The 20,458-nt window shown below is 57.5% G+C and carries 18 protein-coding genes; 10 read left to right on the top strand and 8 right to left on the bottom strand.

Annotated features, from left to right (window positions below; all coding sequences use genetic code 11):
• Positions 1–321: 321 nt before the first annotated feature.
• The 4 genes from FHS83_RS05540 (at position 322) to FHS83_RS05525 (ending at position 6,538) form a co-directional block, all read left to right on the top strand.
• The gene (locus tag FHS83_RS05540) at positions 322–3,213 is read left to right on the top strand and encodes a TonB-dependent receptor (RefSeq protein WP_167081697.1); all 2,892 of its coding nucleotides are present in this window, start codon (positions 322–324) and stop codon (positions 3,211–3,213) included.
• A gap of 86 nt (positions 3,214–3,299) precedes the next feature.
• Positions 3,300–4,844, top strand: a complete 1,545-nt coding sequence (locus FHS83_RS05535; protein ID WP_167081695.1) for a tryptophan halogenase family protein — start codon at positions 3,300–3,302, stop codon at positions 4,842–4,844.
• A gap of 6 nt (positions 4,845–4,850) precedes the next feature.
• Complete coding sequence (locus FHS83_RS05530; protein WP_167081693.1) at positions 4,851–5,537, top strand: SapC family protein; 687 nt, start codon at positions 4,851–4,853, stop codon at positions 5,535–5,537.
• On the top strand, positions 5,534–6,538 hold the full coding sequence (locus FHS83_RS05525; protein ID WP_167081691.1) for a cupin-like domain-containing protein: 1,005 nt from the start codon (positions 5,534–5,536) through the stop codon (positions 6,536–6,538). Before FHS83_RS05530 ends, FHS83_RS05525 begins: the two co-directional genes overlap by 4 nt.
• Before the next feature lie 7 nt (positions 6,539–6,545).
• Here FHS83_RS05525 and FHS83_RS05520 read toward each other — a convergent pair whose 3' ends face one another.
• Positions 6,546–8,051 carry a tryptophan halogenase family protein gene (locus FHS83_RS05520; RefSeq protein WP_167081689.1) on the bottom strand — a complete coding sequence of 502 codons (1,506 nt, stop codon included), beginning with the start codon at positions 8,049–8,051 and terminating at the stop codon, positions 6,546–6,548.
• Between the two features lie 429 nt (positions 8,052–8,480).
• Between FHS83_RS05520 and FHS83_RS05515 the strand changes: the two genes are divergently transcribed.
• The 4 genes from FHS83_RS05515 to FHS83_RS05500 all read left to right on the top strand — a co-directional run bounded on the left by FHS83_RS05515 (position 8,481) and on the right by FHS83_RS05500 (position 10,714).
• Positions 8,481–9,716, top strand: coding sequence for a threonine ammonia-lyase (locus tag FHS83_RS05515; RefSeq protein WP_344101006.1), 1,236 nt, complete (start codon positions 8,481–8,483; stop codon positions 9,714–9,716).
• Positions 9,717–9,848: 132 nt separating this feature from the next.
• Positions 9,849–10,109 (top strand): hypothetical protein, encoded by a 261-nt coding sequence (locus FHS83_RS05510; RefSeq protein WP_167081685.1) that lies wholly within the window; start codon positions 9,849–9,851, stop codon positions 10,107–10,109.
• Positions 10,110–10,159: 50 nt separating this feature from the next.
• On the top strand, positions 10,160–10,444 hold the full coding sequence (locus FHS83_RS05505) for a hypothetical protein (protein ID WP_167081683.1): 285 nt from the start codon (positions 10,160–10,162) through the stop codon (positions 10,442–10,444).
• A gap of 66 nt (positions 10,445–10,510) precedes the next feature.
• A complete protein-coding gene (locus tag FHS83_RS05500) occupies positions 10,511–10,714 on the top strand; it encodes a hypothetical protein (RefSeq protein WP_167081681.1) in 204 nt (67 codons plus the stop codon).
• Positions 10,715–10,716: 2 nt separating this feature from the next.
• Here the strand turns inward: FHS83_RS05500 and motA are convergent, their stop codons facing one another.
• The 3 genes from motA to FHS83_RS05485 are packed head-to-tail and all read right to left on the bottom strand — an operon-like array spanning position 10,717 to position 12,634.
• Positions 10,717–11,586: a flagellar motor stator protein MotA gene (gene motA / locus FHS83_RS05495; protein ID WP_167081679.1), complete on the bottom strand. Its 870-nt coding sequence runs from the start codon at positions 11,584–11,586 to the stop codon at positions 10,717–10,719.
• 44 nt (positions 11,587–11,630) lie between these two features.
• Positions 11,631–12,131 carry a hypothetical protein gene (locus tag FHS83_RS05490; protein ID WP_167081677.1) on the bottom strand — a complete coding sequence of 167 codons (501 nt, stop codon included), beginning with the start codon at positions 12,129–12,131 and terminating at the stop codon, positions 11,631–11,633.
• Positions 12,128–12,634 (bottom strand): response regulator, encoded by a 507-nt coding sequence (locus FHS83_RS05485; protein ID WP_167081675.1) that lies wholly within the window; start codon positions 12,632–12,634, stop codon positions 12,128–12,130. The genes FHS83_RS05490 and FHS83_RS05485 overlap by 4 nt, the downstream gene beginning before the upstream one ends.
• A 102-nt stretch (positions 12,635–12,736) precedes the next feature.
• Here FHS83_RS05485 and FHS83_RS05480 point away from each other — a divergent pair, with 102 nt between their 5' ends.
• Both FHS83_RS05480 and FHS83_RS05475 read left to right on the top strand, forming a co-directional pair.
• Entirely contained in the window at positions 12,737–13,198 is a 462-nt protein-coding gene (locus FHS83_RS05480) for an NUDIX domain-containing protein (protein ID WP_167081673.1), read from the top strand.
• Between the two features lie 37 nt (positions 13,199–13,235).
• Entirely contained in the window at positions 13,236–13,781 is a 546-nt protein-coding gene (locus FHS83_RS05475; RefSeq protein ID WP_167081671.1) for a GNAT family N-acetyltransferase, read from the top strand.
• On the opposite strand, the gene FHS83_RS05470 is transcribed toward FHS83_RS05475, so the two are convergent.
• From FHS83_RS05470 to FHS83_RS05455, 4 genes are read right to left on the bottom strand one after another with little or no spacing between them, the layout of a single operon-like run.
• On the bottom strand, positions 13,778–15,829 hold the full coding sequence (locus FHS83_RS05470) for a hypothetical protein (RefSeq protein WP_167081669.1): 2,052 nt from the start codon (positions 15,827–15,829) through the stop codon (positions 13,778–13,780). The genes FHS83_RS05475 and FHS83_RS05470 overlap by 4 nt on opposite strands.
• Positions 15,830–18,529, bottom strand: coding sequence for a DUF4159 domain-containing protein (locus tag FHS83_RS05465; RefSeq protein WP_167081667.1), 2,700 nt, complete (start codon positions 18,527–18,529; stop codon positions 15,830–15,832).
• A complete protein-coding gene (locus tag FHS83_RS05460; protein WP_208414243.1) occupies positions 18,529–19,431 on the bottom strand; it encodes a DUF58 domain-containing protein in 903 nt (300 codons plus the stop codon). The genes FHS83_RS05465 and FHS83_RS05460 overlap by 1 nt, the downstream gene beginning before the upstream one ends.
• Positions 19,403–20,407 carry an AAA family ATPase gene (locus FHS83_RS05455; RefSeq protein WP_208414242.1) on the bottom strand — a complete coding sequence of 335 codons (1,005 nt, stop codon included), beginning with the start codon at positions 20,405–20,407 and terminating at the stop codon, positions 19,403–19,405. Before FHS83_RS05455 ends, FHS83_RS05460 begins: the two co-directional genes overlap by 29 nt.
• Positions 20,408–20,458 lie beyond the last annotated feature (51 nt).

Genomic DNA, 20,458 nt, shown 5'->3' with positions numbered 1-20,458 from the left:
GCGCAGGTTGTGCTTTGTTAGCGTTCGCACTGTCACAGGTAAAAACACGAGGTTGGTAGTTGGTCTTTCCAAAAGGCCACGAACCGCCCGATGACAATACCAGGGTAGTAAACGCTGTCGGGTTCTCCCCACAGCTCAGCGTCAGACAGTAGCCGAACGGGAATAGCCGTTGGCCCAGTTCGGCTTGGTGCGTTGCGAGTACTCATTATTGAAAGTCGGAATCATGGCTGCCAATGCCATGCAGGAGGGATCCACGTGAAAAATCGAGATTTCAGGACGCTGCTACGCAGCGGTTTGTTGGGCGGGGCATGCTTCGCAGCGATGGCGACTGTGCCCGCTGTCGCGCAGGACAGCATGGAAACGGTGATCGTCACCGGTATCCGTGGCTCTCTGCAGAAGTCGTTGGACGTCAAGCGCGAATCCGCAGGCCTCGTTGACGCGATTAGCGCGGAAGACATCGGCAAATTCCCGGATGTGAACCTTGCCGAATCCATGATGCGCATCCCGGGCATCACAGTGACGCGTGGCCGCGGCACCGCATCCGGCGGCACCGGCGGTACATCGTCGAACGGTGAGGCGAGTGAAATTACCGTCCGTGGCTTCGGTCCGACCTTCAATGAAACCTTGTTCGATGGTCGTAAGGTCGCAACTGGTACCGGCAACCGCGCCTTCGACTTTTCCTCGGTCTCATCCGACTTCGTCAGCCAGATCGCGATTTTGAAAACGCCGGATGCATCCCTGAACGCGGGAGCCATCGGTGCCACGATCAACATCAAGTTTCCGAAGCCGTTTGATAAGCCCGGTTTGGTTGTTGCGGCTTCCGCTTCGGGCATGGTGTCGCCGGAGCGTGGCGATATGGCGCCGAACGGCTCATTCCTGATCAGCGATACTTTCGCTGGTGATAAGTTCGGTATCCTGGTTGCAGGGTCTTATTCGGATGTCCGTACCCGCCAGAACCACATCAACAACCAAGGTTGGGAAGGCAAGACGGTCGGCGCCAACACTGACGCGAACGCGGCGTTTAAGCAGAACCAGTTCGCAGGCACGCCGCCGACAATTGGAACGCCGGTGTGGTTCACGCAGGACTACGGCATCTATCACGAAATCGAAAATGTCGAGCGTATCCAGGGCCGTGTTGCTCTCCAGTGGAGGCCGACCGATACCATCGAAATCACGCTCAACGATAACTACTCACGTGATAACGATCACCAAGCCCAGTATGGCTACAGTGTATGGTTCAACTCAGGTTCGATGTCGAACATTCAGATCGACAAGAACGGCACCATCGTCAATTTCCAGCAAACCACGCCGACGGACTTCCAGGGCCAATGGAATCCACAGCTCCTGCAGTACAATGACGTTGGCGCGAATATTAAGTGGAATCTCTCAGATAACTTCCTTTTGACCTTGGACGTCGACCACGCCGATGGTTGGTCAAACCCCGCCGGGCAGGTTGGTATCGACGTGGACGTCGGCTACGGCAACGGTGGTCCCCAGTATAATACCGTCATGGGCATTGTTATCCCGGAGGGGCATGGCCTTCCTTATCCGACCTTCTACGGCCCGGGTAACGATAAGTCGAAGTTCATCAACAATGGCATCATTGGCTCACACGTGATTCCAATGACCATGGGCAAGACCCTGGACACGGTGAACCAGGTCAAGCTCGAGGGTGACTGGACCGAAAGCGACGCCGTGTCGTTGAAGGTCGGCTTCCAATATGTTGCCGAGCATAAGAACCAGGATAGCTGGGATAGCTTCCAGAATAATAACTGGCAGGCCTATGGCGGTTATGGTCCCGCTTCCGGCAATGCCCCGGGCAATGGCGTCGCGCTGCCGCAGGACTTCTTCAAGAATTCCTTCAGCACCTCGGACTTCATCAGCGGATGGTCGGGCTCTGGCAACTTGCCGCCTGCCATTCTGCAGTATGATCCTTGGGACACGCTGAATTATCTGAACGGCTTAAAAGGCGTGGGCGCCAGCAATTGCTGCGCATTGACTCCGGGGGCTGATCCGAACGATCCGTCGAACGTTGGCCGTCCGTTTAGCGGGACGTATCAGGTCGCCTATAACCCAGGTTCGCATCAGGTCTTGCAGGAAAAGACCTATTCGGGCTTCGTCCAGGGCACGGTAAAGAGCTCCTTGGCCAAGATGCCGCTGCGGGTGAATTTCGGTGTGCGCTACGACATCACCGAGGAAAACGTGTCCGGTCTTGGCCGGACGGTATCCGCCTTTAATCAGATTCCCAGCGATTTGACTGCTTGGGATACGGTGTATGTTGCGGATGCCAATGGTAAGCAGACCCTGCCGGTCAACGCCACCCATAGCTACCAGTATCTTCTGCCGAACCTCGACCTGACCTTGTCGGTGACCGATACGCTCGATTTGCGCCTGAATGTGTCGCGCACATTGACTCGTCCTCCTATTGGCTCTCTGAACCCGGTGACGAACATCAGCACCGCCCGCCTCGGCTCGGTTACAGCCAGCGGCGGCAACCCGGATCTGTTGCCGTTCCTCTCGGATAACATCGATTTTGGTGCGCAGTGGTATTATGCGCAGAACTCCTACATCTCGGTGAACAGCTTCTTGAAAGGGGTGGACAACTTCATCATCACCTCTTCCAGAAGTGCGACTTATGGGAATATCGGCCATTGCGTTGCACCGGGTAAGGCGCCTTGTACCGCGGCAGGTCAGATCGTCGAAGTTCCCTATACGGTGTCTGGTCCGGTTAACGGTCCGGCTGCCAATGTCTATGGCCTCGAAGTGGCATGGCAACATGTGTTCGGCGAGACTGGCTTTGGCTTCAACCTCAACGGAACGATTGTTGGTACCAACAAGCCATACAACCCGCTCGACCGTAACATTTCGGGCTTTGCGGTTACCGGCCTCGCCGACTCCGCGAACCTGATGGTGTTCTACGATAAGGATGGCTTCCAGGCGCGTCTGGCTGCCAACTGGCAAGATAGCTATCTGGATCACTTCGGTCATACCCAGGCTGGTTCTGACTTCGGCGCCGAACCGGTGTTCGTGAATACGAGCTGGAATCTCGACTTCTCCACCAGCTACGACATCACCGAGCAGTTGACCGGATATGTTTCCGTACAGAACCTGACGGGCTCGACCTATTCCACACATGGTCGCTATTCCAACCAGCTTCTGGACGCGGTCGATTATGGTCGCAAGATCATCTTCGGTGCCCACTTCAAACTTTAATCGTTCTCCTCAATTCTTGCGGGGCTGCCCTTGGCGGCCCCGCTTTTTTTTCTGTAGTATCAACAAAATCAGATCGGGGGTTGGGCATGCAGCCGGTCAAAGACATCGTGATTGTTGGCGGCGGTACTGCGGGATGGCTCGCGGCCTCAACAATTGCCGCACGACATCAAGGCCGTATAAAAGCCGGCCAATTTTCTGTGACATTGGTCGAATCCCCGTCTGTCGCCATTATCGGTGTTGGCGAAGGAACGTGGCCGACCATCCGGACGACGCTTAAGAAAATCGGCGTCTCTGAAACAGATTTTTTCCGGCACTGCGATGGTGCTTTCAAGCAGGGCGGAAAGTTCTCGCGCTGGACCACCGGGGCTGATGATGACTTTTATTATCACCCACTTGTATTGCCTCAAGGCTTCCATCAGGTGAATTTGGCACCGCATTGGCTCGCGGCGAATGACGGGCGCAGCTTCTGCGATGCTGTCTGCGCCCAAGGTGTCCTCTGTGACGAAGGTCTAGCGCCGAAAACCATCACTATGGCCGAATATGATGGCGCGGCGAACTACTCCTATCATTTGGATGCAGGAAAATTTGCACCGTTTCTGCAATCGCATGCGACCGGCAAGCTCGGTGTGCGTCACGTGCTTGCCGACGTGATTAAAGTGAACCAACTCGAAAACGGCGATATCTCCAGCCTGGACACGGCGCAAGCAGGCACTATCAGGGGAGACCTGTTTGTTGATTGCACTGGTTTCGCGGCCCTGCTGATCGGGAAGACGCTTGAGGTGGGCTTCAAGCCTTGCTCTGACGTGCTTTTCTGTGATACCGCGCTGGCTGTGCAGGTGCCCTATGATCGGCCGGATGCGCCCATGGCGTCTCAGACCAACGCCACCGCGCAAAAGGCCGGGTGGATTTGGGATATCGCGCTGCCGACGCGGCGCGGTATTGGTCATGTCTTTTCCAGCCGCCATATGAGTGACGATGAAGCCCATTCCATTCTCGCGGCCTATGTGGGGCCCGCTATCAAGGACCGGAATGTTCGCAAGATTCCCATCAGGTCCGGTCACCGCGAGATTTTTTGGAAAAAGAATGTCGTGGCGGTCGGGCTCGCTGCCGGCTTCCTTGAACCATTGGAGTCTTCGGCGATCGTGTTGGGCGAACTATCCTCGAAGCTCATTGCCGAGCAGATGCCGGCCAACCGAGAGATCATGGATATCGTCGCTGCCAATTTTAACGAGGTGACATCTTATCGCTGGGGCCGGATTATCGATTTTCTGAAACTGCACTATTGCCTCACAAAGCGCACCGATAGCCAGTTCTGGATCGACAACGCCGATCCGTCGACTATTCCGGAGCGGCTTCAGAATTTGCTGAAAGTCTGGAAATACCGCTCCCCCTGGTTTTTCGACGAATTCGATCGCCTCGAAGAGGTCTTCCCCGCCGCGAGCTATCAATACGTTCTTTATGGCATGGGCTTTCGCACCGAAGTGGATCCCTACGAATTGGCCGTCGATGAAAAGCTGGCAGCGCAGTATATGCGGCAGAATATAACCTCGTCATTCCGTATGCGGTCTGAGCTGCCCAAGAACCGCGAGCTCGTCGACAAAATTGTAACCTATGGCTTGCAGCCGATCTGAGGCACCGTGACCAACATCGTTCCACTGAATAATCAGTCCCATCGCGATTTGCGCGTGATGGCGTTAGTATCCGACGAGCGCAATTTTGTTGCTGTGGTGGCTGGAGAGTTCCCGCATCTAGCGCCGCATTATCCGATATTCTTCTCAAAGGATTCCGAGACCGGGGCATTCTATTGCGGTGCCATGCTGGGCTTTGATGAGGGTGAAAACCTGTTCGTGGCAGAAGGGCGCAATGTTTACCGTCCGCTCAATCTGCAACGTGGACCGTTCTTCGTTGCGGGTTCGGACATCGCTATAGATTTAGACTCGCCTAAGGTGGGTTCCGGAGAGCTTCTGTTCGACGAGTCCGGCGCGCCGTCGGTATATCTGAAGTCCATCATGGCGTTGTTCCGCGATCTCGTACCGGGAATGGAGCAGACGCGCATCTTCATAGAAGTCCTACTTGGCTTGAAGCTGATCGAACCCATCGACATTAACTTATCGTTCGATGATGGCACTCGCCGTTCGCTCGCGGGGCTGTATACAATCAACCAAGAAGCATTGCGCGACTTGGCGGATGCGGATGTATTGATGCTTTTTCGGAGGGGGTATCTTCATCTCATCTACCTGATGATTAGCTCCCTGGCGCAGGTGAAGTTTCTTGCGCAGCGCAAGAACACTGCGTTGCGTGCGGGGCTGGGTCTGCCGAGATGACCACGCCGGTACCGGAGCGTGGCGCGATAACGCCCGAAGATTTCCGGGAGGTGCTTCAATCCTGCCGCCCAGTTGTATTGCGGGGGCAAGTAAGAGATTGGCCCGCTGTCAAAGCTGGGCTTACCAGTGCCGGAGCGTTTAGGGATTATCTGCTCCAGTTCGACCGCGGGCTGGAAATGGAAGCTTTTTTCGGTGATCGCTCGATCCAGGGCAAATACTATTATGGCGAGACGTTCTCTGGCTTCAATTTTAAGCGCGAGCAGATGCGCTTCGCTGCCGCGGTCGACGCCGTCATTGAAAATCTTGGCCGGCCGGAAAGCCCGTCGGTCTATGCGGGCTCCATCCCTCTAGACAGTTATCTGCCGGGTTTCACTCAGGACAACCCCATGCCCCTGGCATCGGGAGTGGAGCCTCGCATTTGGGTTGGCCACGAGTCCAATGTGTCTTGTCATTATGATGCGATGGAGAATATTGCCTGTATTGCGGCAGGCAGGCGTCGATTCACGCTGTATCCGCCAGAACTGATCGGCAAGATGTATATTGGGCCCATCGACCGCACCATGGCGGGCCAGCCGGTGAGCCTTGCCGCGTCGGGCCCGTCAGACCCCTCACTTTATCCAGATTTCGAGCCTTATCGTGATAGCGCCTTTGTGGCAGAGCTTGAGCCCGGCGACGCGTTATTTCTACCCAAGCTTTGGTGGCATCAAGTTGAAGGCACTGAGCCGTTCAACGTGCTTATCAATTATTGGTGGGATGCGTTTCGCTTGGGGCCTGACGCGCCATATACTGCTATGCTATTAGCGATGATCGCGATTTCTGAACGGCCCCCCCAGGAACGCGCGGCCTGGCGCGCTTGGTTTGACCATTATGTCTTTCGGGGTGAAGGCCACCCTCTGCGGCATCTGCCGGCGGATGAGCATGGCCTTCTTGGTCCCCTGAAGCCTGATAATTATGGCCGCCTGCGCGCCTATGTGATGCATCTGCTGCGTGGCGGCCAGTGAGCGCGTTCTAAACTGCGCAATTTTTCGCGATGAACTCCTGATGGGTGGGCATCGCCTTCGTGCAGGACGAGACGACCGCCTTGATGTTCTCCAGGGTCGAGCGAACCACTTCCGGATCAAGCGTATCCGCCAACGGATCGTGACGGCGCGGCTTTATCCCCTGGCCCGCATACATGAACAGCCAGCTTTGCACGGGGAATAAGTCGCTATCTTCGCGCAGAATGCGGCCATAGCCACGGAAGAGCTCAAGACGCTCCTTCAAGCTGTCAACTTGCGGAATCGTCTTGCAGTGGCGCCAGAACGGCGTGTCCTCCCGCTCATTCGTTGTGTAATGCAGAATTAGGAAATCGCGGACGCGTTCAAACTCATGGCCAAGGAGGCGATTGTACGTGTCCCGATCTGCAGGTTCAAAGTTACGGTCGGGGAAGAGCCTTAGCAACTGGGCAATGCCCCGTTGAATGAGATGGATCGATGTCGATTCCAGAGGCTCAAGGAAGCCGCTGGCCAGTCCAAGGGCCACCACATTCTTGTTCCAAAACAGATTGCGGCGGCCAGTGGTAAAGCGGATCAGGAGTGGATCGTTCATTTCCTCCCCATCCGCATGAGCTTTGAGGGTTTCCAGCGCTTGCTCGTCGCTCACGAACTCGCTGCAATAGACATAGCCATTGCCGGTCCGGTGCTGCAGGGGGATACGCCATTGCCAACCCGCGTCGAGTGCCTTGGTCAATGTATAGGTGGCCGGTGCGCGAGTCTGGCGCACCGGAACTGCCGCCGCGCGATCGCAGGGCAGCCACTTATTCCAACTGTCGTAGCCCGTTTTGAGAGCTTGCTCGATCAGAAGTCCCTGGAAGCCGGAGCAATCGATAAACAGATCGCCCTCGATGGTTCGTCCATCGTCAAGCTTCAGCTTTTCAACATGGCCGTTTTCAGCTCGGAGGCTAACATCCACGACACGCCCCTCGGTGCGGATAACGCCCCGTGTTTCCGCCCAGCCACGCAGATAGCGAGCAAAAAGGATGGCGTCGAAGTGAAGGGCGTATGTAATGCGCTCCAGGGGGGAGTTGGGTGCCTGCACGGGCCGCATGAACTTGCCATTTTCGGCCGCCTGGGCTTGCAGGTTATATTCTTCCGGCCGTTCAGCGCGTCCCGCCAGGTATTCCTTCATCCAGTAGGCATGAAATGGCACGCCATCGATATCGAACCCGGTCGTTCCGAAGGGGTGGCACCAGCTATGACCCTGCTTCACCCAATCCTGGAAGACAATACCGAGCTTGAAGGTCGCTTGTGTCTTCCGAATGAGGTCGTTTTCATCGATTCCAAGCACACGGATGAAGTCCATTACGGGCGGAATAGTGGCCTCGCCCACGCCGATCGTGCCAATTTCTTCAGATTCCACGAGTTCAATTCGGCAGCCGAGGGGCTTTAAAAAGCGGGCGAAGCTGGCTGCCGCCATCCAGCCGGCGGTGCCGCCGCCAACAATCACGATACTGCGGATACGATTGTCATCAACCATGGGCGTCCACCTATTTGCTGTGCTGCCAGCGCTTCTTTTATGGTCAAGAATTTAGCGCGATGGAGTTCAATTGCGAAAGCTGTTCTAGCATTTTGCTGCGAAAATTGCTTCTCACTGTAACGATATTGAGCGGACTTCGTCTTATGAGCGAGCCCCCGGCGGCTGTTGGTCGCACAATTGCAAGCCGGTCAGCCGGTCCTGGCGGGGGCTATCCCGTGCTGTCGGCTGATAGACTAATGCCCTCATCCGGCACCCGCATACCGGCTGCACTAGTCTGGGGCTGTCTTCGAGGAGTGGAGTGGCACGATACCGCGCAAAAGACCCTAATCCTGGCGCGGTAGGCAATCGAGGTGCATGACGTGGTCCGCAACTGGCAGGGTATTGCGGAACCTCCGCCAGAGATTGATTTGCCTCGGCTTTGGGCGCCATATCCCGACCCGTCACAAGGTGAGGATTTCGCGATTGCTGCCTGTCTCTATTGATGATGTGCGCTTGGCGGCTGAAGCCATACGCGGAGCTGTGGAGCACACCCCTACCCGTCCATCGCGGACCCTTTCTGACATCGCCGGTTGCGAGATTTGGTTGAAGTTCGAGAATCTTCAATTCACCGCGTCCTTCAAAGACAGAGGGGCTCTGAACAAGCTGCTTTCTCTGGCTCCGTCAGAGCGCGCACGCGGTGTCATTGCCATGTCTGCCGGAAACCACGCGCAGGGCGTTGCCTATCATGCGGGACGGCTCGGTATTCCGGCGACTATCGTGATGCCGCTTGGAACTCCTTTTGCCAAAGTGCGGCACACCAAAGGTTTTGGAGCCCGTGTCGTTTTGGAAGGGGCGACTTTGAGTGAAGCCTCCGTGCATGCGCGCGCGCTGGCGGAAAAAGAGAACTTGGTCTTTGTGCATCCTTATGATGACGAGAAGATCATCGCGGGGCAGGGCACTGTTGCGCTCGAGATGCTAGGTGATGCCGAAAATTTTGATGCGCTCGTAGTGCCGATTGGCGGTGGCGGTCTGGTGTCCGGCGTCGCGGTGGCCGCAAAAGCGTTGAATCCTAATATCGATATTTATGGGGTCCAAACGCGCGTTTATCCCTCGATGTATAACGCGATAACTGGGTCGTCGCTTCCCTGCGTTGGGCAAACGATGGCCGAAGGTATTGCGGTGAAGGAGCCTGGGCGACTGACCACTGCCATTGTTCGCGAACTCGTGAAAGACATAATTCTTGTAGGTGAGGGCGAGATTGAGCACGCCATCGCAGCGCTGCTTGAAGTCGAAAAGACACTTGTGGAAGGCGCTGGCGCGTCTGCTTACGCTGCGGTATGCGCCCGCCCAGATCTTTTCAGGGGCAGAAAGGTTGGGTTGGTTCTCTCTGGTGGCAACGTCGATATGCGGTTGCTTTCGAATGTCATCCTGCGAGAGCTCTCGCGGGAGGGGCGGATATTATCGCTTGTGATCGAAATCGTTGATCGTCCGGGTGTGCTAGCGCAGGTAGCAACCCTTGTTGGTGAGGCGGGCGGGAACATTCTTGAAGTGCTGCATAACAGGATGGCTACGGACACCTCCGCAAAGCTCGCGCATCTGGGTATGACGGTGGAGGCACGCGATGCCGAGCACGCGGAGGAAATTCGTGGCCATCTACGATCACACGGATTTCAGCTTCAGGGCTGAGGGTCTGTAGTTGTACGTACCGCTCGTTGATTTAGTTGGTGAAATGCGCGCTGAAGGCGATATGTCGGGCATACATTCATGAATTGTTATGTTCGCGGAGCTTACCTTTCGGAACCTTCCTGAGGAGGCCCTATGGCTCCGGTATTGCGCATTGAAGCGGGCGACGACGTTTTCGTCGATGATTCCGAGCAGATTGTTGGTCATGTGCGCCGGGCTAATCTGCGTGAAGTCTTCATCTTCATTGAGGAGCATGGAGACTTTGTGTTGCCTCGCTCGGCTGTAAAGTCGGCGGTGAATAGTCAAGTTGTACTCTATTGCGGAAAGCTTCCGTTGCGCATGCGTGCATCTATAGGTCACCTGCACGGTGAAGCCTACGATTGGGACACGCACTAGCTCCAACAAAATATCACGCGCCATTCTTCATTTTTGCGCTAGCATGCAGCATGCGCGAATTGCCTCCCATTGAAGAAGGCTTTGATGTCTTCGTCCACGACGGTGATGTGAAGATTGGTGCGGTGCGAGACGTTCGGCCCCACTCAATTACGATCTTTGTCGAAAACGCTGGCGATTTTTCCGTGCCGAAGGACGCCGTGCACGAGGTGGTCGCGGGCAAGGTGGTGCTGCATTGCGGCCTGCTGGATAGCGGGCTTAAAAACGCGATCAACCATGCCCATGATGCCGAAGATCCGAAGGCGATGAGCGGGTTTCCGCAAGATCCGGTCGACTAACTGGCGGCATTAACCTCTTCTTAAGCATAGTGTTGCGCCACTTGGTGGAGCACCTATGATGTGGGCATGAGACGTGCCCGCACCTTCATATTGTCCGATGTGCCTGTGCCCAGTTTTTCGCAGCTCACGGGCATCGTTGTGACTGCGATAGTGGTTCTCGGCTGTCACGCCGATACGATGGTGTCTGTCATTTTGGGGCTGATGGCTGGCGGCGCAGCCACGTTTTTCGTCTCTCTCGCAAAAGAGAAGGCGAAGGCGAGGAAACCTTAGCGCTATTCTACTTTTGGGATGTTATTGATCGTCTCTTCCAATTCCTGGAATGACGGCTGGGCTTCAGACGGCACAGATCCGCGTCCGATTTCAACAGAGACCTGCGCCGCATTGCCATGCAGATGGGCGACCAGAATATCGCGGATGACGTGATAGAACAGCGCTTCCTCGTCCACGATTCCTTTGAGCCGTTGCCCAAGCGGGGCGACAATACCATACGCCAGGAACACGCCGAGGAAGGTACCCACCAGGGCGGAGCCGATCATTCGCCCAAGCACTTCAGGTGGCTCAGAGATGGCGCCCATCGTCTTGATCACGCCAAGCACGGCCGCGACAATACCCAGCGCGGGCAGGCCGTCAGCCATATTCTGAAGGGCATTGGCGGTAGATAGTGCCTCGTGATGGTGTTTCTCGAGCTGCTTTTCCATGGCCGTCTCCACCTGCAGCGGATCTTCGAGGCTCATGGTCATCATGCGCAGCGTGTCGCAAATAAAATCGAGCGCGAAATGGTCTTTCACGATCTTCGGATAACGCTTGAAGATCGATGACTCCTCCGGCTTTTCGATATGCGCTTCGAGGGCAATCAGGCCTTTGGACTTCATGGTCTTGGTAAGCAGGAAAAGCAGGCATAGCAGGTCGCGATAATCGCCCGGCTTCCATTTTGGCCCGCTCATAACCTTTCCGACATCACCCCCAAATTTCTTCAACGCGAACATCGAGCTCGAGATCAGAAGAGCCGCGACAGCGGCGCCCCCGATGGTGATCATCTCATGGGGGGCTGCCTCAATGACGGAATCGAGCTTGCCGCCGGAGATCAAAAAACCTCCGAAGACGCAGGCAAACAATACGACAATCCCGATGATCTGAAGCATCTAGTCCCGCCCGTGGATCGATCACCAGTATTGGAGCAAAGCCCTTAACGACCGATAAAGTCTGATGCGGCAGAAGGGTCCGAAATTTCCGCCAATTTACGGCTGACAAGCACGCCCAATTCCTTAACGACGTGCAAACCAAGGCGAGATTCCTCATCTAGGGCACGCGCGGAGCGCCCGATGGCAGAGGTGCAAAGTTTGATGACCAGGGCATCAGCGGGCTGTTCAGCTCGCATGACCGCATCAAGATACAGGCAGAGCATGGAAGCTATTTTTGCGGAGGCCGCCAATCTGGCATTGCCAGCAAGCCCTCGTACTTCATGGGCGACCGCGTAAACTGCGGCAGCATCGCTACCCGCAGCTTCCAGCCTAGGCAGCTCGGCCAATACGGCTTCGCGCATTTCCGGGATGCATTCGGCTAGCGCGCGGGTCGCGGCCATTGAAACGGCCGTACTTTTCAGCGCCTTTCTAAGGCCGCGCGCTGCTTCATCCGAGATGACCGGGTAGGTGCCTGGCTGGATGAACTCTGCCTTCGCGTTGCTCATATTCCACCTACTACTATAGTATCGACGTCATCCTCCCGCCGCCATGGCCCTTGGTGTTGTTCGTTGGCACGTCGGCGACGATCCGGCCCAAAATAGTCATCGCAGCGAACATAGGCACGAGGGCGTTCGACGACCTCGGTAATGCGTGCGAAAAGGTTTTTGGCAGTCAGTGGTTTAGCGACAAATTCCGTCACGCCAGCGTCTCTGGCAGCTTCCACGCGATGTCGCTCCGTGTGGCCTGTCACCATGATGATCGGAATATAAGGGTTTATGCTGGTGCCAGCTTCACGGACGGCGCGCGTAAAGGCGATGCCATCCAACGGCTCCATGGACAGGTCTGTTAGGATCAAATCTACTTTCGTTTCGGCGAGCATTTGGATGGCGCTATCGCCATTCGTTGCTTCGAGGATTTCTGAAATGCCGATTGAGCGCAAAAGCGTGCGCAGCAAAACGCGCATATGCATATTATCTTCGACAACAAGCGCCTTGAGGCTGACGGCCATGCGCGATACCCGATTGATCTGCCACAATCCCCCCTTTTTAGGAGGCTAGGCATTGCCGGTTAGGAAATTGTTATCGCGATTGACTACGCTTATAGTTCCTTAATGCTACGTATCTTTCAGCAAGCAATCGCCATCGCCACGCGCTACAGCCGGGCTCTTCTGCTGCATCCCACTGACATAGGTGCGGCGGCCGTAGTGGAGCAGGACGGCAAAGTCGTTCTGGTGCGGCACTCCTATAAGGCCGGCTGGCTATTTCCGGGAGGTGCGGTGGAGCGAAACGAGCCCCCGGCAGATGCGCTTCTGCGCGAATTGCGCGAGGAAATCGGGCTTACCCACTCGGATTCGCCTGTGCTCATCGGGGCGTTTATCCGGCCAGGCATTTGGGCGAGTAATCTGGTTCTTCTATACCGTGTGTCGTCGGCAGTGTTCTCCTTCAAGCCGAGTTGGGAAATCTGTGAGCTTGTTCTTGCCGACCCCCGGACTTTGCCCCCGGATACAGGCCCGGCTGTGCGCCGCCGTCTTGGCGAGATTTATGGTGGGCAGCCCCAGGCAGGGCGATGGTAATCTTGCATTTGTAGCCAACTGCCAGTAGCCAAGGGATATGAGCGATCAGCCCTGGCAAATCCGCCCGGAACGCGCCAATGACGCGCCGAGGGTTGAGCATTTGAACGCGATCAGCTTTGGCCCGGGCCGCTACGCGAAATCTGCTTACAGGCTGCGGGAAGGCGTGGATCCTGTCCCTGGCCTTTCCTTTGTCGCTGTGGATGGCGAGGATATTTTAGGGTCCATCCGGTTTTGGCCAGTGGCTATTGGAATGGAGCGGTCGCTTCTTCTGGGGCCCCTAGCGGTAAAACCCGAACTGCGCAGCCGGGGAATCGGGATTGCGCTGATGAAACACGCAGTCGAGACGGCGCGTGCCGAGGGATACCCGTCGATCATACTGATTGGTGATGAACCCTATTATGTGCGGGTGGGGTTTGCCCGGCTGGCGCCAGGGCGGGTTCGCTTTCCTGGCCCTGTCGATCAGGCGCGGGTGCTTGGCCTCTCTCTCGCCCAGCATAACGTGATGCTTACACTGAAAGGCGAAGTGCGCCGCCCGCATGTGGATCACCCGGTTTGCGCCTGCGGGGCAGACGTGGCGCGCTAGCGCCCCTCAACGCGCCAGGCCAGCATAAGCGTGCCGAGCAGGAGCAGAAGGCCCAGCCACGGCGGCAAAAGTGGCGATTGATCGACTGATACCACGCGGGAGGCCTTATTCTCGGCGATCCCCATCCATCCGTCCCCGGCCATTCTTCGGCTGCGGGATATCCGCCGGATTTCTGGCATGCCATCCGCGGCCCAGGCGATCCCTCCGCCGCTCTGTTCGACGATCGGCTGCAAAAGGCGATCTGTGGCGCGCATATCGGCCACTTCCTTGGGATTTAAGGGTCCTGCGGCTGCAACCGCGGAAAGCTTTCCGTCTGTCGCGCGGTAAAGTCCAAGCTCATCCGCTTTGACAACGCCCCGCCAAATGCCTGGTTCGGACTTGGTGAGAGGCAGTGAGACGGTTTGGCCGCTCGGCTTTGTCACTGTAACCGGGGAAGGCTCTTTAGCCATCGTCCGGCGGACAACGCTAAGCTCTCCGCCAGCAATCGCCGCCGTCAATTTCTCTTCTTCCAACTCAGGTTCTTTCATCAGCCAGTGGGCGAGACGGCGCAGCAATTCGGTTTGTGGGCCGCCGCCATCGAACCCTCGTGCCCAGAGCCAGCCCTGGTCGGAGAGAAGCTCGGCTACGCGGCCCTTTTCCACGCGATCCAAAACCAGAAGCGGTTTGTCACTTGGACCGCTCATAACCGTCTCGCCATGGACCTTCTGGGCTCCGATCATTCGGAACCAGCGGCCCCAGGAAGGCTGGCCATTCTGTCCAATTGCGCCTGACAGTCCCTGTGTAACAGGGTGTGCAAGCCCTTCGGTTGTCAGCTGAGGCTTGAACGGCTTCGCGATGACATCGCCGGTCGGCTGCGCGGGCAAAACTGCGGATAAGGGAGTCCGATAGATGCTACCAAAGCCCGCAAACTCGGGGCCAGCCGATACGAGAAGCGCGCCGCCATTTGCGACGTATCCGGCCAAATTCTGATAATAGCCGAGCGGCAGGATGCCATGTTCGCCATAGCGATCGAATATCACAAGATCGAACGCATCCAGCTTGTCCTGGAATAACTCGCGCGACGGGAAAACAATTAGCGCCAGTTGATTCAAGGGCGTGCTGTCGAGTTTCTCAGGTGGGCGCAGAATCGTAAAATGAACCAGATCGACGCTCGGGTCTCCCTTTAAGAAACTGCGCCAGACCCTTTCTCCCGCATTGGGTTCGCCAGAGATGAGCAACACACGCAGCCTGTCGCGCACGCCGTTGATGGACACGACTGCACGATTGTTCTGCAGTGTCAGTTCCGATGGACCTGGTTCCGCTTCCAGTTCAACAACGCTTTCACCTTCATGACCGACATCGATCTGCAGCGGGGTGTTACGGCCAAGCACCACATCCGCAGAACCCGCATCGGCACCATCAATACGGACTTTGACTTGCGCGATGCCGCCTTCGCCCCCACCAAGGTCGTCGACGCGTACAACGATAGTGGCCTGCTGGCCAACGATGGTATAGCGCACCGCATCGACGACGGTGAGCTTGCGATCATTCTCGCCTCGTTTGCCGACGATGACTGCATGTACCGGAGCCAACCGGGATTTGGCTGGAACGTCGTGTACTTCACCGTCCGTTACCAGAAATGCTCCGGCCACACGAGAAGGCGATACATCTGCAAGGGCGGAGTTGAGGGCCGTGAAAGCTTGGGTTCCCGTATCTTCGCCGGCAGGGTTGGTCGTCACCGTTACCATCTTCACATCGAGATTAGGCTCTCGCTGCAGCCGGGATTTTAGGTCCGCCGCTACTTTATCAGCTTCGCCACGACGCCCGTTAATATCCATGCTCTGGGTGTGATCGACCACTATGACGGCTACATCGCGCAAAGGCTCCCGCCGTTCTTGCACCAGCAGTGGGTTGGCCAGAGCCAGAAGCAGCGCCAAAAATGCGAGTCCGCGGGCCCATGTCCCGCGCGCCCTTGCGGTGAAACCGTAGGTGGTGAACAGAGCCGCGAGCCCGACAAGGATCCAAAGCAAAGTCAGCGGTATATGCGGGGCAAATACGATGGAGCCCATCTACTTGCTCTTTCCAAGGCGCTGCAGGATCGCGGGCACATGCACCAGGTCGGTTTTATAGTTTCCGGTGAGTGCATACATGACAAGGTTGATGCCGAACCTTATCGACATCTCGCGCTGTGTGGCGCCACCGGGCGTAACATCCATCAAAGGGCGGCCGCTTCCGTCAACAGCCCAGGCGGCGGCAAAGTCATTCCCTCCGATAATGATGGGAGAAACCCCATCCCCCGCACGCAAAGAAGCCTCACCCGTCGGCAATGTTTGTGCCCAAAGTGTACCTCCATCCCAGCGCCCCGGAAAGCTGCTGATGAGGTAGAAGGTTTTGGTCAAAACGTGACTTTGAGGGACCGGAGCCAGCGGAGGTAGATCAAGCTTGCCGAGCAGCCGACGAAGCGTCAGTTGTCCTGGATTATTCGGCCCGCGAACAGGACCTAATGTGAGGTCGCGCGTATCGATCAGAAGTGTGCCGCCATTGCGCATATATTCGGCGATTTTGGAAAGTGCGGCGGGTGAAAGATCCTTTTCGTGTGGATCCATCGGCCAATATATGAGCGGAAAGAACGAAAGATCGTCCCGCTCAAGATTGACGCCTAAAGGCTCTTCCGGGGTGTAGGAGGTACGGGCGGACAAAGCTTTTCCAAGTCCGGTTAGTCCCGCCTTGCTGAGGCCATCTAAATCGGCGAGGCCTGTCGTGACATAGGCGAGGCGCGTATCAAGCGCGGCTTTCATGGCCTGCGCGTCATCTGCTTTGGCTGATGGAAGATGCAGAACAATCAGGAATACGGCGCTGCCCGCGACGAGACGACGAAGATTGGGTACGTAGCCCCGCAAGATAAGAGAAATCACGAAGTCGACAAAAAGCAGCAACGCGGTTGCAACCAGCAGCGGCGTTTGCAAGGCAACCGCCGCGCGGTTCGCATAATATTGTGTTGAAAGAGAAAGGTCGGGCAAAGGCAGCAATACTGTATCAGCGTGCGCTGCATTCAATGCTCTCTCCGCGCCAACGCTGCCGTAAAGGCCCGGCGGGTGCTGCGCAGAAGCTTCCGTTGTGGAGATGTCGCCGCTTCGAATGGGTTGAGCTTCGCTATTTGCAGGAACCAACTTGCCGAAACCGTCGAGAATCTGGCTGGGAGGCAACATCGCGTTGGCAGCCATTTCCGCGGGCTCGACCCCACTCGATAGGGTGAGCAGCCTCCTCAGCATATCCACATAGAGGCCAGACATCGGCAAGTTCGACCAGTCTGGACCGGCCGTGACATGAAACTGCACGATCCAGCCCTTGCCGCGCTGGGCGGCTGTTACCATCGGCGTGCCGTCCGCGAGCCGCGCCCAGCTATGTGCGGCAAGATCGACTGTGGGTTCCGCGAGGATTTGTCGAGAGACGGTAACGTCTTGGGGAATGGTGAGCCCGCTGAAGGGGCTGGCCTCTGGGAATGAAGCGAGGCGTTGAGGCGATGCCCATGCCAAAGCCGAACCAAGATAACGCCCGCCGCCACGAAGCGATACGGGAACAAGATCATCGGTACCGCCCGCAGTGTGTTCCCCGGCAAAGCGGACCAGCAGGCCTCCATTCTCAACGAATTTCGTCACCCGGTCGTGGTCGGCTCCGGCAATTTTGCCGACATCGACCAGTATCAGAACCGAGACATTGCGGGCCAAGAGGTCGGCGATGGTGCCTTTGTGCACATCCGCATAAGGCGCCAATGCCCGTTCGAGGTAATAGCTACCCGATAATAATGGCTCATCTCCAGGGCTGCCAGAGACGAGGCCCACCGCGCGCCTTGGTGTGCCGCGATCCATAAGGGTAACGGCGCCCGCGCTGTTCTGGCCGGAAATCTCGATCCGGGCTGTCTGATTGCGCATTTCTAGGGGGATCGCGATTTTGACCGCGATTTTGCTTTGGCCATCGCCGAAGTGGAACTGTGACGTGCCCAAGGTTTGGCCTTGCTCTCCAATGGCGGAGACGAGCCCATCGCGCGCGCTATCCGCACCCGCCCTGATCACGGTAATCTCAAAGCCTGCAGCCGTATTCGTGGTACTGGCAATCGCCAAGGCTCCGCCATTACGATCGCTAAAAAGTGTGATGTGCCCCAGGCGCGATAGCGCGTCGGCGAGCGTCCGCGCATTTCCATCTTCCACGCTATCGCTGAGCCAAAGCACTTCCGCGCCTGGGTGAAGTTTCGCGAGTGCTTGCGCCGCAGCGGCCCGGTCTGTGCGCCAAGGCTTAGGCTGTAAGGCGCGGATTGCTTGGTCGGCTTTACCAGCGTCCAAGAAATCCGTTTGAGGCTTTTCGGCGCTCGATACGATCGCGACGGGACGGTTGGCCCTGGCTGCTTGATCGACGGCTTCCCGAAGCAGTCCCATGCGGGCCTGCCAAGCGGGGGCCGCAGTCCAGCCATTATCCACGAACAGCACCAAAGGGCCCGTCCCGGGCAATTCAAGGGTCCGGCCGATTTGCGGCTCCGCGAGCGCCACAATAATCCCGGCTGCCGCCAGGATGCGTAACACCATCAGCCACCAAGGCGTCCCCGCCGGCGTCTGTTCTTCATCTCGCAAGCCGAGGAGCAGCCGCAAGGGGGGGAACACCACCCGCTTAGGCAGTGGCGGGGTCACTCTTAGGAGGAACCAGATTGCAGGCAGCGCTATCAGCCCTAGAAGGATCCAGGGCGCGCCAAAGCTGATGCTGGGAATAAGGCCCATCACCCCACCATCCGATGACCGCCGGATAGATCGGCAAAAAGGGCTACAAGCGCCGTCTGCGCCGGCCGATCAATCCGGTGGGAGGTATAATTCCAGCCGAGCTTGCGTGCCAACAGGGCCAAAGTTTCACTGTGAGCTTTAAAGCGCGCGCGATATTCGTCCGCAACCGCTTCCGCCCTGCCCAAGACGCGGGTTTGCGTGCCGGTCACAGCCTCGAACCGGGTGCGCCCGCTATAGGGAAAATCTTCTTCGGCGGGGTCAATGATATGAACAAGACGTCCGCCAGCATTTGACCGTGTTAAGCGTCTGATCGTGTGCTCGATCTCTTCCAGTGGGCTGAGGAAATCGCTGAACCACACGAACTGCGCGTTGCGCGGTAACGGCGCATCGGGCGGTAAGGCTTCGTCGCTCGGTGCCCGTTCGCCTAACGCGAAGCCGATACGGCGATAGGCAAGCCGGGAATTGGCGGGCGGATCTTTCTCACCATAAAGCGCGATACGTTCGCCGCCGCGAACAAGCAGGACCCCGAGAGCTAACGCCAAGAGGCTTGCCCTATCGAGCTTCGTTTCAGTTCCGCTTCCAAATCGCATGGATGGCGAGCCGTCCCTCCAGAGCCACACAGATTGCGCTGCTTCCCATTCGCGTTCGCGCACATAAAGGTGCTGGCCTTTGGCGGATTGGCGCCAGTCAATAGACGTCGAAGGATCCCCGGGCCTGTAGTGATGGTACTGCCAGAATGTCTGGCCGATACCTGCTTTGCGGCGCCCATGCATGCCGAGCGTTACCGAGGAGGCCAGCCGTTCCGCGCGCACCATCAAGGCCGGAAGAGCGGCGGCTAAGGATTCGGCGCTGTCGGAGAGATGGGCCATCCGGTTAGAGGAGCGTGCGGCAAAGCCGATCAATCACAGTCGGCACCGAAAGACCCTCTGCGCGGGCCGCGAAATTGAGCGCCATGCGATGGCGCAGGACAGGTTGGGCCAGGGCCACGACATCGTCTGTAGACGGGGCTAAGCGGCCCTCCAAGAGCGCTCGGGCGCGACAGGCGAGCATGAAGGCTTGGCTGGCCCGCGGGCCGGGCCCCCAGGCGATCACATTGCGCAAATCCGGGGCGCCTTCCGCATCGGGGCGGGCGGCGCGCACCAATCGCAGAATCGCTTCAACCACCTTGTCTCCGACCGGAATATGGCGGACGACCGCTTGGGCTTCCATCAGGTCGGCAGGGGTGCAAACCGGCTTGGCATGGGTTTCTTCGCCGAAGGTCGTGGCCAGCAGCATCTGTTTTTCGGCGTCCTTATCGGGATAGCCAATATCAATCTGGAGAAGGAAGCGGTCGAGCTGGGCTTCTGGCAAAGGATAGGTGCCTTCCTGCTCCAGCGGGTTTTGCGTGGCGAGCACATGGAACGGGTGGGGCAGATCATTCCGTGTTCCAGCGACGGTGACCTGTCGCTCCTGCATGGCCTGCAACAGGGCGCTCTGGGTGCGGGGAGACGCGCGGTTGATCTCATCAGCCATTAAAAGCTGGGTAAACACGGGGCCCTTGATGAAGCGGAACGCGCGATGGCGATCATCCGTCTCTTCCAGGACTTCGGAGCCGATTATGTCCGCGGGCATCAAGTCTGGGGTGAATTGGATGCGCTTCCAATCCATGCCGAGCACTGTCCCGAGCGATTCGACCAGCTTGGTTTTGGCCAGCCCCGGAACGCCGATCAAAAGTCCATGGCCGCCCGCCAGGAGCGTAATCAGGGTCTGCTCGATCACGTCCTTTTGGCCGAAAATGACCTCGCCGATACCGGCGCGCACCTGTCCGGCGATGGCTGCGGCGCGCTCGGCACGCTCCTCGGCAGGTCCCTTTGTCTCTTCGCCGATCATATCGTTCATGGTGGTGCTATCCAGATTGAAGCGACAGGTTGCGGGGCATGGCCAAGCCCG

This window comes from Rhizomicrobium palustre, from assembly GCF_011761565.1.
In the GTDB taxonomy this organism is placed as follows: Bacteria; Pseudomonadota; Alphaproteobacteria; order Micropepsales; family Micropepsaceae; genus Rhizomicrobium; species Rhizomicrobium palustre.
This window is presented reverse-complemented; position numbering and strand designations above follow the sequence as displayed.